The 15,439-nt window shown below is 66.6% G+C and carries 11 protein-coding genes; 9 read left to right on the forward strand and 2 right to left on the reverse strand.

Translation table 11 applies throughout. From position 1 onward, the window contains the following. Positions 1-32: 32 nt before the first annotated feature. From EDF56_RS06585 to EDF56_RS06600, 4 genes are all read left to right on the forward strand, one after another. Positions 33-980, forward strand: a complete 948-nt coding sequence (locus tag EDF56_RS06585; protein ID WP_243652431.1) for a glycosyltransferase — start codon at positions 33-35, stop codon at positions 978-980. 317 nt (positions 981-1,297) lie between these two features. Beyond that, positions 1,298-2,407 carry a fumarylacetoacetate hydrolase family protein gene (locus tag EDF56_RS06590; protein ID WP_132385958.1) on the forward strand — a complete coding sequence of 370 codons (1,110 nt, stop codon included), beginning with the start codon at positions 1,298-1,300 and terminating at the stop codon, positions 2,405-2,407. An 11-nt stretch (positions 2,408-2,418) separates the two neighbouring features. Then, entirely contained in the window at positions 2,419-3,171 is a 753-nt protein-coding gene (locus EDF56_RS06595) for an SDR family oxidoreductase (protein WP_132385959.1), read from the forward strand. A gap of 1 nt (position 3,172) precedes the next feature. Further along, positions 3,173-4,033, forward strand: coding sequence for an SMP-30/gluconolactonase/LRE family protein (locus EDF56_RS06600; RefSeq protein ID WP_132385960.1), 861 nt, complete (start codon positions 3,173-3,175; stop codon positions 4,031-4,033). Between the two features lie 145 nt (positions 4,034-4,178). Here the strand turns inward: EDF56_RS06600 and EDF56_RS06605 are convergent, their stop codons facing one another. Both EDF56_RS06605 and EDF56_RS06610 read right to left on the reverse strand, forming a co-directional pair. Further along, complete coding sequence (locus EDF56_RS06605) at positions 4,179-5,237, reverse strand: LacI family DNA-binding transcriptional regulator (RefSeq protein WP_132385961.1); 1,059 nt, start codon at positions 5,235-5,237, stop codon at positions 4,179-4,181. A gap of 96 nt (positions 5,238-5,333) precedes the next feature. Then, positions 5,334-7,430: an alpha-glucuronidase family glycosyl hydrolase gene (locus tag EDF56_RS06610; RefSeq protein ID WP_132385962.1), complete on the reverse strand. Its 2,097-nt coding sequence runs from the start codon at positions 7,428-7,430 to the stop codon at positions 5,334-5,336. Between the two features lie 234 nt (positions 7,431-7,664). On the opposite strand from EDF56_RS06610, the gene EDF56_RS06615 reads away from it, so the two are divergent. Genes EDF56_RS06615 through EDF56_RS06635 form a run of 5 tightly spaced genes read left to right on the forward strand, consistent with a single transcriptional unit; the run spans position 7,665 to position 15,439 of the window. Then, entirely contained in the window at positions 7,665-10,034 is a 2,370-nt protein-coding gene (locus EDF56_RS06615) for a glycoside hydrolase family 3 N-terminal domain-containing protein (RefSeq protein ID WP_132385963.1), read from the forward strand. Between the two features lie 11 nt (positions 10,035-10,045). Continuing rightward, positions 10,046-11,257: a D-mannonate dehydratase ManD gene (gene manD / locus EDF56_RS06620; RefSeq protein WP_132385964.1), complete on the forward strand. Its 1,212-nt coding sequence runs from the start codon at positions 10,046-10,048 to the stop codon at positions 11,255-11,257. Between the two features lie 5 nt (positions 11,258-11,262). Then, positions 11,263-12,576 (forward strand): MFS transporter, encoded by a 1,314-nt coding sequence (locus EDF56_RS06625; protein ID WP_243652485.1) that lies wholly within the window; start codon positions 11,263-11,265, stop codon positions 12,574-12,576. Beyond that, on the forward strand, positions 12,573-13,985 hold the full coding sequence (gene uxaC / locus EDF56_RS06630) for a glucuronate isomerase (RefSeq protein ID WP_132385965.1): 1,413 nt from the start codon (positions 12,573-12,575) through the stop codon (positions 13,983-13,985). The genes EDF56_RS06625 and uxaC overlap by 4 nt, the downstream gene beginning before the upstream one ends. Then, positions 13,982-15,439, forward strand: coding sequence for a mannitol dehydrogenase family protein (locus tag EDF56_RS06635; RefSeq protein ID WP_132385966.1), 1,458 nt, complete (start codon positions 13,982-13,984; stop codon positions 15,437-15,439). Before uxaC ends, EDF56_RS06635 begins: the two co-directional genes overlap by 4 nt.

Raw genomic sequence — 15,439 nt, forward strand, 5'->3', positions numbered from 1 at the left:
ACCCCGGGCTTGAAGTCATGGAAGACCAGGCGATGTCGATTATGCAAGATGTGGGCGGCAACGGCGGTGCGGTACGGAATGCAGCCGTTGGCGTGGTGGTGATCGGGCGCAACGAAGGCGAGCGGCTGCCGCCCTGCCTGCAATCGGCAAGATTGGCGAGCGACCGCGTTGTCTACGTGGATTCGGGTTCGAAAGACGGCAGCGCGGCGCTGGCGCGCACTTACGGTATCGAGGTGATCGAACTGGACACTTCGTCGCCATTCACCGCCGCGCGCGGCCGCAATACCGGCTTTGCGCGTGTGCGCGAGCTTTGGCCGGATACCGAGTTCGTCCAGTTCATCGATGGCGATTGCGAACTCGATTCCCACTGGATCGCGGCGGGATTGGCCGGGCTCGCAAACGACGCGCGTACCGCAGTGGTCTTCGGCCGTCGCCGTGAACGCTATCCCGACCAGACCTTTTTCAACCGCGTCTGCGACATCGAGTGGGACGGGAAGCCGGGCCCCACCGATAGCTGCGGGGGCGATGCGCTTATGAGGGTGGAGGCTGTCTCGGCGGTCGGCGGCTACGACCCGGGGCTGATTGCGGCCGAGGACAATGATCTCTGCCACCGGATCCGCCGTCGCGGTTGGAACATCGTCCGCTTGCCCGACGAGATGACGCTGCACGATGCGGCGATGACCACGTGGTGGCAATGGTGGCAGCGAAACCGGCGCAGCGGCCATGCGGGCGCAGAGGCATGGTACCGGCGCGGTTCGGAAGACCCGCGGATGATCCGCTACCTGCTGAGCAACTTGCTGTGGGCGCTTCCGCCGTTCTGGTTGCTGTGGCCGGTGCTGTGGTGGCGGGTCTATCGCCGTTCGGGCGCGAGCTATGCCACCCACATCGTGCTGGGAAAAGTGCCCCATTGTTTCGGACAACTCGGCTTCTGCTGGACCACGCTGCGCGCGCGCAAGACGCAGTTGATCGAGTATAAATAACCGCTTTCGAGCATCGCCGCTGCCGTTACGGCGGGCCTTGTCCGGACCGATTGCGCTTCTCCGCATGCGCACGCGCTTGCCGAAATCCTCCCTGTTTTCAGGTCCTCCCGTGTTTTCGTGCGAAGCTGCGGGGCTGGAGATTTCCGGTCCGGAACCGCGCGGTATCCGGCGCATAAGCCATTCGGTATGCCGGGCCGATATTGGAACCATGGCGCCTGCGCGCAATCGGCCTTGACAACGGCCTCTGATCTGCCAATTGGTAGCGCTATCACTGAAGAAACGTGGGAGGGGGAATTCGTGACGAATCCCGATACTGCATGTCGTTGATGCCTGCTGACTGGATTTCCGGCACTTTCCTGGGTCGCGCCGATTTCGGCGAAGGGCCAAGCCCGATTCTTGTCGTTCGCGGCGAGTTGATCGACATGTCCGCTGTGGTGCCCACTGTTTCGGCACTGGTGGAAGCGGGCGATTTCTCCGGCCAGGGCGGTGCGCGACTGGGCGCTTTCGACGCCGAACAGGTCAATCTCCTCAGCCCGGTGGACCTTCAGTGCGTCAAGGCCTGCGGCGTTACTTTCGCGACCTCCGCCATCGAGCGCGTGATCGAAGAGCGCGCCCGGGGTGACTGGAGCGCCGCCGCCGCCATTCGCGAGCGTCTGGAAGCGCGCATCGGCGGCCAGATCCGCTCGGTCGTGCCCGGCTCGGAAAGCGCCGCGCAGCTCAAGGCCGCGCTGATCGAGGACGGCCTGTGGTCGCAGTACCTCGAAGTCGCCATCGGCCCCGACGCGGAAGTCTTCACCAAGTCGCCCGTGCTTTCCACCATGGGCGCGGGCGCCGAGATCGGCGTGCGCTCGGATTCGAGCTGGAACAATCCCGAGCCCGAAATCGCCCTGCTGGTCGGCAGCGACGGCAAGGCCGTGGGCGCCACGCTCGGCAACGACGTCAACTTGCGTGACTTCGAAGGCCGCTCGGCCCTGCTGCTGGGCAAGGCCAAGGACAACAACGCCTCCTGCTCGCTCGGCCCGCTCGTCCGCATCTTCGACGAGAGCTTCACCATCGACGATGTGCGCGCCGCCGAAGTGCGCCTTTCGATCACCGGCGAAGAAGACGGCTTCGTGCTGAACGGCACCAGCAACATGGCCGAAATCAGCCGCGATCCGCTCGATCTCGTGCGCCAGACGCTCAGCGAGCACCAGTATCCCGACGGCTTCGTGCTGTTCCTCGGCACTCTCTTCGCGCCCGTTCAGGACCGCGACGAGGAAGGCCGCGGCTTCACCCACAAGGTGGGCGATACCGTCACCATCGAGAGCGACAAGCTCGGCCAGCTGCGCAACCGTGTCGTCACGTCGCGCGATGCCGCGCCCTGGCGCTCCGGAATCTCCGCGCTCTACGCCAACCTGCTGTCGCGCGGTCTGCTCAAGGCATCATGAAGATCACATCCATGACGAACCATTCCGCCATCTATCCCAGCCTCAAGGGCAAGCGCGTCCTGATTACCGGTGGCGCCACCGGTATCGGCGCGGGCCTGGTCGAGGCCTTTGCCGGGCAGGGCGCCCATGTCGGTTTCCTCGACATCGACGCGCCTGCCGGTGAGACGCTGGCCGCATCGCTGCCGGGCGCGCATTTCCGCGCCTGCGATTTGCGCGACCTTGACGCCACCGCTGCCGTGCTTGCCGAACTGGCCGAGGCGATCGGCGGCGTCGATGTGCTGGTCAACAATGCCGCGCGCGATGACCGTCACACCATCGAGGACGTGACGCCCGCCTATTGGGACGAGCGCATGGCCACCAACTTGCGCCACCAGTTCTTCGCCGCGCAGGCGGTGGTTCCCGCGATGAAGGCGCAGGGCCACGGCGTGATCCTGAACTTCGGTTCGATCAGCTGGCACCTGGGCCTGCCCGACCTCGTGCTCTACCAGACCGCCAAGGCGGCCGTGGAAGGCATGACCCGCGCGATGGCGCGCGATCTGGGTGCGGACAACATCCGCGTCAACACGATCGTTCCGGGCAATGTCGAAACCCCGCGCCAGAAGCAGTGGTACACGCCCGAGGGCGAGGCCGAGATCATGGCCGCGCAGTGCCTCAAGGCCCGCATCCAGCCCGCCGACGTTGCGGCGCTGGCGATGTTCCTGGCCTCGGACGACGGCGCCATGTGCACCGGCCACGATTACTTCATCGACGCCGGGTGGCGCTGAGATGACGCCCGAATCCGTCCTTTCGGTCGGCGCCACGCTGGGCGAGGGGCCGGTCTGGGCCGGCGACCGCCTGTGGTTTGTCGACATCAAGGCGCACCGGCTCTACCGGCATGACCCGGCCACCGGCGCGCTCGATACGTGGCAAGCGCCTGACCAGATCGGTTGGGTGCTGCCCGCCGCGCGCGGGGACATGATTACCGGGATCAAGACCGGGCTGCACCGTTTCAATCCGGAAACGGGCCAGTTCGCGCTGCTCCACAATCCCGAACCCACGCGCCCGCACAACCGGCTCAACGATGCCGCCACCGATCCCGCCGGACGCATCTGGCTGGGTTCGATGGATGACGCGGAAACCGAGGCTTCGGGCGCGCTCTACCGGCTGGACAAGGGGCACTGCACCGATTCCGGCCTGCCCAAGGTGGTCATCACCAACGGCCCCGCGATCAGCGCCGATGGCCGGACGCTGTGGCACACCGATACGCTGGGCAAGACGATCTGGCGCGTGCCGGTGCGCGAGGACGGCACGCTCGGCACGCCCGAGCACTTCGTCACGATCGAAGACGGCGCGGGCTGGCCCGACGGCTCGGTGATCGATGCCGAGGGCTGCTTCTGGACCGGCCTGTTCGGCGGCTGGGGCGTCAGGCGTTACGATCCGTCGGGCAAGCTGATAGCCACGGTGCGCTTCCCGGTCGCCAACGTGACCAAGATCGCGTTCGGCGGCCCCGATCTGCGCACGGCCTATGCCACCACGGCGCGCAAGGGTCTGTCGGCGGCGGAGCTGGAAGCCCAGCCGCTGGCGGGCAACGTCTTTGCATTCGATCCGGGCGTTGCGGGCTTGCCGGTTCACCTCGCAAACAGCTGATCGGCGGGTTCACCGTGGAGGGCGTCACCATCGGCGGCTTCCGGTTGGGCGACGTTCCGCCTGCGTAACCTTCCCCGCAATGACGAAGTGAAGATGGAAAACGCCCCCTTGCGACTATCCGTCGCTAGGGGGCGTTTTCGTGCGTTCAGGCTACCGGGCTGGCGTCCGAATCCCGGCGGATCAGCTTGAATTCGGCCACCGTATGCGGATGGCCGATTTGCGATTTCCCGGCGTTGCGCGCGCGGATTTCCGAGATCAGCAATTGCACGGCCTTACGCGCCATTTCGGTGGTGGGCTGACGGATCGTCGTCAGCTCGGGCCAGACCGAGACGGCCAGTGCCGTATCGTCGAAGCCGCAGACGGTCAGTTGGCGCGGCACTTCGATCCCGCGGCGGAGCGCCATGGTGATCGTGGCCGCGGCCATGTCGTCGTTGGAGGCGAAGATCGCGGTCGGTGCCTCGGGAAGGTCCAGCAACTGCGCCGCCGCTTCCAGCCCGGAGCGATAAGTGAAGTAGCCCTGCGCCACCAGTGCCGGATCGAACGGCATGTAGAGCGCGGCCAGCGCCTCGCGATAGCCGTCAAGGCGCTCCGCGCTGGCGGTCTGGTTGGGGTGTCCGGTGATGAAGCCGATCCGGCGATGGCCCAGCGTGGCGAGGTGATGCGTCATCGTGAACGCCGCCTCGCGGTCGTCGATGCTGACCGAGAGCGCCCATTCCGGCGCGCGGCCGGTGGCGACCGCCACTACCGGCACGTCCGCGTTCTTCAGCGCTTCCAGCACGGCAGGCGAATCGCTTAGCGGTGGGGGCAGGATCACGCCGTCGATTCGGGTGCGGAGCAATTGCTCGACGGCCTTGGCCTCACGCCCTTCCTCGTTGCAGGGCTCCACCAGCAACTGCGCATTGGCGGCGCTGGTTTCGTCCAGCGCGCCGACCAGGAATTCGCTCAGGTACGCAAAGCTCGGGTTCGAGTGGAGCAGGCCGATCCGCAGATCCTCGCCCCCCGCCAGCACGCGCGCGGCGGTGCTGGGGGCGTAGTTAAGCTCCGCGATGGCGGCTTCCACCTTGAGGCGAGTTTCCTCGCGGACATTGGCGCCCTTGTTGATGACCCGGCTGACCGTCATCGGGGAAACGCCGGCAAGGCGTGCGACATCGTCGATCTTGGCGCTGGAGCGCTGCTTGCGCGGGCCTCTGGTATTTGTGGTCATCTGGTTCCCTGGCGGTGCCCCGGGTTCCGGGTGGAACGCCGGGGCCAGTCCGCTAACTCCACAATTTGGGACGTTAGCGCAACCATCGAACTGCGATCAGTGAGGGTGTCCGGGGGCCATGGGAAAGTCCTGCGCCTTGTACCAGGCCAGATCGTGCTCCGGCGCGGCGGCCCCGGCGGGCAGCGGAAGGCCGTTGACCGACATCCAGTAGGCAAGGCTGGCATCGCGCCACCACTTGGCCTCGCGGTGCTGGATTTCGAGGTAAGTGGCGGTTTTCTGCCAGCGTTCGGGGTCTACGCTGCCCTTCACGCCCTGCCATTCGGCCTGCATCTGCGCCACCGTGGCGACGCCGCGATCATAGTGCGCGACCATCTCTTCCCACAGCGTGCGGCCGGACTTCATCTTCCAGTCCCACGGCAGGTGGTGGAACCACAAAAGTTCGCTTTCCGGCGTCGTGCGCGGATCGGCCAGCAGCTTGGCGACCGGCGGTTCGTACTGGGCAACGGCATTGCTGCCGGTCTTCGTGCGATCGAAGCCGACGCCGGCCTTGTCGGCCTTGTGGTAATAGACCGGGTTCCATTCGGGCCGGGCAAGGTCGCTGATCCACGGGCCGGGGCCGTAGTGGTGACCGGTACCCATCAGATGCGCAAGGCCCAGCGGGCCGGTGTAATCGACCACCGCCTCGCGTGACTGCATCATCATGCGCACGACGGTATCGATCACGCGCGGATCGTTGCCGAAAGTCTGCTGCGCCCATTCGCGGGCCACCGCCTCGGAAGAGAGCGTCGGATCCCAGGCGAGGCGGCCGAAGGCGTACCAGTTGGCCTGGTTGAACGTGGAGCCCGACCAGTCGCGATCACGCCCGACATTGGCAACGCCGGCAATCCCGCTGAGCTTGTGGCCGTAGAGCGAGCCGTCCACCACTTTGGCCACGGTCGATCCCGTGCCCTTGGCGCGGGTGTCCGCCTTCAGCACTTCCTCGAACAGCGGGCCGAGGTAGGCGAGGTGGGTGGCGAAGCCGAGGTATTCCTTGGTGATCTGGAGTTCCAGCATCATCGGCGTCTTCGGCATGGCGCCGAACAGCGGGTGGAACGGTTCGCGCGGCTGGAAGTCGATGGCGCCGTTCTTCACTTGCACCAGCACATTGTCCGCGAACTTGCCGTCGAGCGGGTGGAACTCGGTATAGGCCTGCTTGGCGCGGTCATCCGGGTCGGTTTCGGCATAGACGAAGGCGCGCCACATCACGATGCCGCCATGCGGGGCGACGGCAGCGGCCAGCATATTCGCGCCGTCCGCGTGGCTGCGGTGATAGTCGCGCGGGCCGGGCTGGCCTTCGCTGTTGGCCTTGACCAGGAAGCCGCCGAAATCGGGGATCGCGCGGTAGATCTCGTCGGCCTTGGCCTTCCACCATGCCTGCACTTCGGGATCGAGCGGATCGGCGGTCTTGAGGTGCCCCAGCTCGATCGGCGCGGAGAAGCGGGCCGAGAGATAGACTTTGATGCCCCACGGCCGGAACACGTCGGCCAGCGCGGCGGCCTTGGCGATATAGGGCGCGGTCAGGCTCTCGGGCTTGGCGTTGACGTTGTTGATGACAATGCCGTTGATGCCCAGCGCGGCGTTGGCGCGGGCATAGTCGGTATAGCGCGGGTCCTTGAAGTCAGGCAGCGTCCACCAGTCCCACAGCGACTGGCCCGCGTAGCCGCGTTCCACCGAGCCATCGAGATTGTCCCAATGGTTGAGCACGCGCAGGCCGATCTTCGGCGCGGAAGTGAGGTTGATCGCGGCAAGGTCCACGCCGGTCTTCTGGGCGCGGATCAGCGCGAAGGCGCCGTAGAGCACCGCGCGGTCGGTCTTGCCGGTGACGAGCAGCGAAGGGCGGCCGTCGATCGTGGCGGTGCGCACGATGTAGCCTTCCTCGCCCAGCGTGGCGGTAGACAGGCGCAGGGCGGCCAGCGCCGGGTCGTCGGCGCGGGCGAGGACCACGGGCAGCGGCGATGCGGCAAGGTCGCGGCGCAGTTCACCGGCGGCAAGAGTCAGTGTCTCGGATTGGCCGATCACGCGGATATCCGGCGCAGCGGTGCCAGCGACAGCGGGAGTAAGCCAGAGATCGTAGCCGTCATTTGCCAGTGCCGGCGCACTTGCGGCCCCGAGTGCGATCATGCACACGCCAATCGTCAGAAGCCGCTTCTTCATCATCCTGCCCAATGTCCCAGATTATCGAATTTCAATTCACGCGGCGTCGCCATTGACAAGCTTGTTCGTTGTCGCGCATGATAGCGCTACCACATAAAAGTCGGGGCAGGCAACATAGTTTGCCGCCTAATTGGGAAATGGCCGCAAGCGGCTGGGGGATGCAGGTAGGACGATGATTTTTCCGGTTTGTCTGATGCTTGCGGCCTCGTGCCGTGTCGCCATGGTTACGCCCGCATGATCGCCCGCCGCGAACTGCTGCGCTGGAGCGCGGGGGCCTCGCTGCTGGCGTTCATGCCGGTGGCCGCGCGCGCCGCGACGCCGCTCTACAAGGACCCCAAGGTTCCCATCGACTTGCGCGTGAAGGACCTGATGGCCCGCATGACGCTGGACGAGAAAGTCGCCCAGCTCATTACGCTGTCTACCCGCAAGCGCGAGGTGATGGACGATTCGCGCGCTTTCGATCCCGTCCGCGCCAGCAAGAACCATCCCGACGGCATCGGCCAGATCGCTCGCCCGTCCGACCGGGGCGGCGCGGCGACCGCCAATAACACCGGCACCGAAGTCACCGGCCGCTGGCGCAAGCCCGCCGATACCATCGCTTTCGTCAACGCCGCGCAGAAGTGGGCGCGCGAGCAGACCCGCCTCGGCATTCCGATCCTCTTCCACGAGGAATCGCTGCACGGCTACATGGCACCGGAGGCGACCAGTTTCCCGCAGGCCATCGCCATGGCCGGCAGCTTCGACACCGACCTTGTCGAGCGCGTGCAGTCGGTGATCGGCCGCGAGGTGCGTGCGCACGGCTCTACGCTGGCGCTCTCGCCGGTGGTCGATATCGCCCGCGATCCGCGCTGGGGCCGCATCGAGGAGACCTTCGGCGAAGACCCCTATCTCTGCGGCGAAATGGGCGTTGCCGCCGTGTTGGGTCTTCAGGGGCCGGGCAAGGAACTGGCTCCGGGCAAAGTCTTCGCCACGCTCAAGCACATGACCGGCCACGGCCAGCCGGAAGCGGGCAACAACGTCGCTCCGGCCCCGCTCGGCAAGCGCGAACTGCGCGATTCCTTCTTCCCGCCGTTCCGCGAAGTGGTGCGCCGCACCGGCATCGGCGCGGTCATGCCCTCCTACAACGAGATCGACGGCATCCCCAGCCACGCCAACCACTGGCTGCTTCAGGACGTGCTGCGCGGCGAATGGCATTTCGATGGCGCCATTGTCAGCGACTATGCCGCGATCCCGGAACTGGCGACGTTCCACCACCTCGCCAGCGATCTGGAAGGCGCCGCCCGCCTCGCGCTGCACGCGGGCGTCGATTGCGATCTGCCGGACGGCGATGCCTATCGCACGCTGGCCGATCAGGTCCGCAAGGGTCTGGTGCCGCTGGCCGCCGTCGATTCCGCCTGCCGCCACATGCTGACGCTCAAGTTCCGAGGCGGCATGTTCGAGGAAGCGCCGATCGATCCGAAGGTCTCGGCCAAGCTCACCGCCAATGCCGAAGCCCGCGCGCTGGCGCTGGAGGCGGCGCGCAAGTCGATCTGCCTGCTCAAGAATAGCGGCGTCCTGCCGCTGACGGCAGGGGCTCAGAAGCGCATCGCGGTGATCGGCCCGAACGCCAATGTCACCCGCCTCGGCGGCTATTCGTCGGAGCCGCGCACCACGGTCAATCTGGTGCAAGGCATCACCGCGCGCGTAGCGGGCAAGGCCGAAGTCGTCTTCGCGCAAGGCGTGTTCATCACCCGCAGCGAGGACCGCTCCGCCAACGAAGTGCTGCTGGCCGATCCCGCCAAGAACCGCGCGCTGATTGCCGAGGCCGTGGACATGGCCAAGGGCTGCGACGTGGTGGTGCTTGCCATCGGCGATACCGAGCAGACCAGCCGCGAAGGCTATGCCCGCACCCATCTTGGCGACCGCACCGACCTTGACCTGCTGGGCGAGCAAAACGAACTGTTCCTCGCCCTCAAGGCTACTGGCAAGCCGGTGATCGTGGTTGCGCTCAACGGCCGTCCGCCCTCGTGGCCCACAGTTGCCGCGCAGGCCGACGCGATTCTCGAATGCTGGTATCTCGGTCAGGAAGGCGGCACCGCCATGGCAGAGGCGCTGTTCGGAGACGTCAATCCGGGCGCCAAGCTGCCGGTCACCGTGGTCAAGGACGTCGGGCAGGTGCCCTTCTTCTACAACCACAAGCCTTCGGCCAAGCGCGGCTATCTCTTCACCGAGACGGCGCCGCTCTATCCCTTCGGCTTCGGGCTCAGCTACACCACGTTCACCGTGGGCGCGCCCAGCCTTTCGGCCCCGCGCATCGGCGTTTCCGGCAATGTCACCGTCTCGGTGGACGTGACCAACAGCGGCCAGCGCGAGGGCGACGAGGTGGTGCAGCTCTACGTCCACGATCAGGCCGCCAGCGTCACGCGTCCGGTCATGGAACTGCGCGGCTTCAAGCGCGTCACCCTGAAGCCCGGCGAGACGCGCAAGATCGAGTTCACTCTCGGCCCCGACGATTTCAGCCTCTGGAACGAGGATATGGTAGAAGTCGTCGAACCCGGCCTGTTCGATATCATGGTCGGCGCCAGCAGCGTCGATCATAAGACCACAACCCTCGAAATCGCCTGAGGATTCCCCTAATGCCCAAGATCGTCGACGCCAAAGTCATCATCACCTGCCCGGGGCGGAACTTCGTCACGCTCAAGATCACCTGTGACGACGGCACCACCGGCGTCGGTGACGCGACTCTCAACGGCCGCGAGCTTTCGGTTGCCAGCTACCTGACCGACCACGTGATCCCCTGCCTGATCGGCCGCGACGCGCACCGCATCGAGGACGTGTGGCAGTATCTCTACAAGGGTGCCTACTGGCGCCGCGGCCCGGTGACGATGACCGCCATTGCCGCCGTCGACATGGCGCTGTGGGATATCAAGGGCAAGATTGCGGGCCTGCCGGTCTACCAGCTGCTCGGCGGCGCCAGCCGCGAGGGCGTGATGGTCTACGGCCACGCCAACGGCACCAGCATCGAAGACACGATCGAGGTCGCGCTCGAATACCAGAAGCAGGGCTACAAGGCGATCCGCCTCCAGTGCGGCGTGCCGGGCATGGCCTCGACCTACGGCGTCTCGAAGGACAAGTACTTCTACGAGCCGGCCGATGCCGATCTGCCGACCGAGAACGTCTGGAACACCGCGAAGTATCTGCGCGTGGTGCCCGAACTGTTCAAGGCCGCGCGCGAGGCGCTGGGCTGGGACGTGCACCTGCTGCATGACATCCACCACCGCCTGACCCCCATCGAGGCCGGCCGCCTCGGCAAGGACCTGGAGCCTTACCGCCCGTTCTGGCTGGAAGACGCGACCCCTGCCGAAAATCAGGAGGCCTTCCGCCTGATCCGCCAGCACACCACCGCGCCTCTGGCCGTGGGCGAGATCTTCAACTCGATCTGGGACTGCAAGGACCTGATCCAGAACCAGCTGATCGACTATATCCGCGCCACGGTCGTCCACGCGGGTGGCATCACCCATCTGCGCCGGATCGCCGCGCTGGCCGATCTCTACCAGATCCGCACCGGCTGCCACGGCGCCACCGACCTTTCGCCGGTCTGCATGGCCGCCGCGCTGCACTTCGACCTTTCGGTGCCGAACTTCGGCGTGCAGGAATACATGCGCCACACGCCCGAGACCGATGCGGTCTTCCCCCATGCCTACACTTTCGAGGACGGCATGATGCACCCGGGCGAAGCGCCGGGTCTGGGCGTGGACATCGACGAGGAACTGGCCGCAGGCTATGAATATACCCGCGCCTTCCTGCCGGTGAACCGCCTCGAAGACGGCACGATGTACAACTGGTGAGCACTGTGCACGGCGCCACGCTGAAAGTAGTCGAAACCGAAACCGGCCCGCGCAAACCTGCGGGCCGGATCCGCTGGATCGTCTGCGCGCTGCTCTTCGCGGCGGTCGTCCTGAGCTATGTCGACAGGCTGGTCCTGCCGACGCTCAAGCCCGAACTGCAAGCCCGCTACGGCTGGAGCGAGAGCGGCTATGCCGACCTCGCGATCTGGTTCCAGGCGGGCTACGGCATTGCCTATGTCGTGTTCGGCCGCCTGATCGACCGGATCGGCGCACGCGCGGGCTATGCGCTTGCGGTGACGCTGTGGACGGTGGGGCACATGGCGCATGCGCTGTTCACCTCCACCAGCGGCATGCTGATCGCCCGCATCCCGCTGGCCATTGGCGAGGCGGGGACCTTCCCCGCCGCCATCGCCGCCACCAACGAATGGTTCCCCAAGCGCGAGCGCGCGCTGGCCATCGGCATCTTCAACGCGGGCTCCAACGTCGGCGCGATCCTGACGCCGCTGGTGGTGCCGATCATCGCGATGACGCTCGGCTGGCGCTGGGCCTTCATCCTCACCGGCCTGCTAACCGTGGTGTGGCTGGTCGCATGGCTCGGCTTCTACCGCCGTCCGCGCGACAAGAAGTCGCTGAGCGCCGAGGAACTGGCGTGGATCGAGGCCGATCCGGTCGAGCCCGTCCGCCCGGTCAAGTGGCGCGCGCTGTTCGGCTATCGCCAGACCTGGGCCTATATGCTGGGCCGCTTCCTGATCGACCCGGTCTGGTGGACCTTCCTGTTCTGGTTGCCGGACTTCTTCAACAAGCAGTTCGGCGTGAAGATGCTGGACTTCGGACCGCCGCTGATCGCCGTCTACCTGCTGGCCGATATCGGCTCGGTGCTGGGCGGCTGGACATCCTCGCGCTTCATCGGCCGGGGCTGGAGCGTCAACCGTTCGCGCAAGACAGCGATGTTCCTGGCCGCGCTCTGCGCCGTGCCGATTGCGCTGGCGCCGGGTGCGCAGAGCCTGTGGACCGCCGTGGCGCTGATCGGCCTTGCCTGCGCCGGGCATCAGGGCTTCTCTGCCAATCTCTACGCGCTTCCGGGCGATACGATGCCGCGTTGGATGACCGGTTCGGTCGTCGGCCTCGGCGGGCTTGCCGGCGCGCTGGGCGGCATGCTGATGGCCAAGTTCGCCGGAACCATCCTGGAGCGGGTGGGCAGCTACGAGCCGATCTTCGTGGTCGCCTCTTGCGCCTATCTCGTGGCCCTTGGCGTCATTCACCTGATCCTTCCCCGCTATCAAGTCGCCGATCCCGACGGTGAGAGAGTTTCCGCATGACCAGTCCCCTCGTTCTCCATCCCGACCGCCTGTTCCCTGCCGATCCCGGCACCCGGGCCATCGCGCGCGCGCTCTACGAGGGCGTGAAGGACCTGCCGATCGTCAGCCCGCACGGCCATACGGATCCGGCGTGGTTCGCTTATGACGAGGCTTTCAGCGATCCCGCCTCGCTGCTGATCGTGCCGGATCACTACGTGTTCCGCATGCTCTATTCGCAGGGCGTGGCGCTGGAATCGCTCGGCGTGCCGAGCGTCGATGGCAGCCCGGTGGAGCAGGACCCGCGCAAGATCTGGAACATTTTCGCGAAGAACTACCACCTGTTCCGGGGCACCCCCTCGCGCATGTGGCTGGACTGGGTCTTCGCCGAAGTCTTCGGCCTCGACGTGCTGCTCGATGAGACGACCGCCGACCACTACTACGAGGTGATCGACGCGGCGCTGAAGACCGAGGCGTTCCGCCCGCGCGCGCTGTTCGAGCGGTTCAATATCGAACTGATCGCCACCACCGAGGGGCCGCTCGATCCGCTGGCCCATCATCGCGCGATCCGCGAAAGCGGCTGGAACGGCCGTGTCGTCACCGCCTATCGCCCCGATCCGGTCGTCGATCCCGAAACGCCGGGCTTTGCCGAAAAGGTCGCGAAGTTCGGCGAAATGGCAGGCGAGGATGTCTCGACTTACGCGGGCTACCTTGGCGCGCACCGCTTTCACCGCGCGCGCTTCCGCGATGCGGGCGCGACCTCGACCGACCACGGTCATCCCAGCGCGCTGACCGCCGACCTTTCGCCGGAGGACTGCGAGGCGCTCTACCAGCGCGTGCTGGCGGGTGCGAGCAAGGAAGACGCCGAACTTTTCCGCGCCCAGCTCCTGACCGAAATGGCCGGGATGAGCGTGGAAGACGGCATGGTCATGCAGCTCCACCCTGCGGTCCACCGCAGCCACAACAAGGCCGTGCTCGACCGCTTCGGGCGCGACAAGGGCGGCGACATTCCCATGCCGGGCGAATTCGTGGAGGCCCTGAAGCCGCTGCTCGACCGCTACGGCAACGACCCGCGCCTGACGCTGATCCTCTTCACGCTGGACGAGGACGTCTATTCGCGCGAACTGGCACCGCTGGCCGGACACTATCCCTCACTGCGCCTCGGGCCGCCGTGGTGGTTCCACGATTCTCCCGAGGGCATGCGCCGCTTCCGCGAGCGCGCGACCGAAACGGGCGGGTTCTACAACACTGTCGGCTTCAACGACGACACCCGCGCCTTCCTCTCGATCCCGGCCCGGCACGATGTGGCACGGCGCATGGACTGCGCATGGCTGGCGCAGCTCGTGGCCGAACATCGCCTGCCCGAGAACGAGGCGCACGAAGTGGCGCGCGCGCTCGCCTATGATCTGGTCAAGGCGGCGTACAAACTGTGAGGCTTTCGAACGAGACTCTCGCCGCGGTTCCGGCCTCGGTCGCCCGCCCTGCCTATGACCGCGCGGCGGTCAAGGCGGGCGTCGTCCACCTCGGCATCGGCGCCTTCCACCGCGCGCATCAGGCCGCCGTGTTCGAGGCCGCGCTGGCCTCGGGCGATTTGCGCTGGGGCGTGATCGGCGTTTCGCTGCGCTCGGCCTCGGTGCGGGAGCAGATGGCGCCGCAGGACGGGCTCTACACGCTGCTCGTGCGCGAAGGCGAGGTGCAGACGCCGCAGATCATGGGCGTGGTGCAGCGCGTGCTGGTCGCGCCTGAGGATCCGGAGGCGGTGATCGCCGCACTGGCCTCGCCGGATACGCACCTCGTCACGCTGACGATCACCGAGAAAGGCTATTGCCTCGACCGCAAGACCGGCAAGCTCATGGCCGAGGATGCGGACGTGGCGGCCGATCTCGCCGGACTGGAGCGCCCGCGTACGGCAGCGGGCTTCCTCGTCGCCGCGCTGGCGCGTCGGCGTGCGCAGGGGCTGGCGCCGCTCTCGATCCTTTCCTGCGACAACCTGCCCCACAACGGCGCGCTGCTGAAGGGCGCCGTGCTCGCCATGGCCGAAGCGCACGACCCGGCGCTGGCTGCGTGGATCGCGGAGACCTGCTCGTTCCCGGCCACCATGGTTGACCGCATCGTTCCTGCGACGACGGACGAGGACATTGCCGGTCTCGCCGCTCTAATCGGCGCCGAGGATCGCGCGATGGTCAAGGCCGAACCCTTCCTGCAATGGGTGATCGAGGACGCCTTCGCTGGCGAGCGCCCGGACTTCGCGGCATTCGGCGTCCAGCTGACCGACGCCGTCGCCCCGTGGGAGGAAGCCAAGCTGCGCCTGCTCAACGGCGCGCACTCGGCCATCGCCTATCTCGGCGGTCTTGCGGGCGATGCGTTCGTGCATGATTTCGTCAGCACCGCGCAGGGGCTGCTGTTCGTCGAGCGGCTGTGGGACGAAGTCGTGCCCACGCTCGATCCGCCTGCCGGGCTCGATGTGGCGGCCTATCGCAAGCAGTTGATGGCGCGCTTCGCCAACAGCGCGCTTCAGCACCGTACCCGGCAGATCGCCATGGATGGATCGCAGAAGCTGCCGCAGCGTCTGCTTGCGCCACTGACCGCCGTGCGCGGGCAGGGCGGTTCCTTCGCTGCCATCGCGCTCGGCATTGCGGCATGGGTGCGCTGGCAGGCGGGCACGACCGACGCGGGTGAGAGCTTCGCTATCGACGATCCCGCAGCCGCCGCTCTGGGCGCCGCGCTGGCCTCTGCCGAAACCCCGCGCGAACGCGTCGTGGCCGCGCTGGGCGTGCTCGGCTTCGTACCGGACGAGGAAGCGCTGGCTGCCGTGGCCGCGCATCTGGACAGTCTCGAACAATCCGGCGCCCGCGCCGCCATTATCCAGTTCCTCGGAGAGAAGTAA

The organism is Novosphingobium sp. PhB165, assembly GCF_004341845.1.
In the GTDB taxonomy this organism is placed as follows: Bacteria; Pseudomonadota; Alphaproteobacteria; order Sphingomonadales; family Sphingomonadaceae; genus Novosphingobium.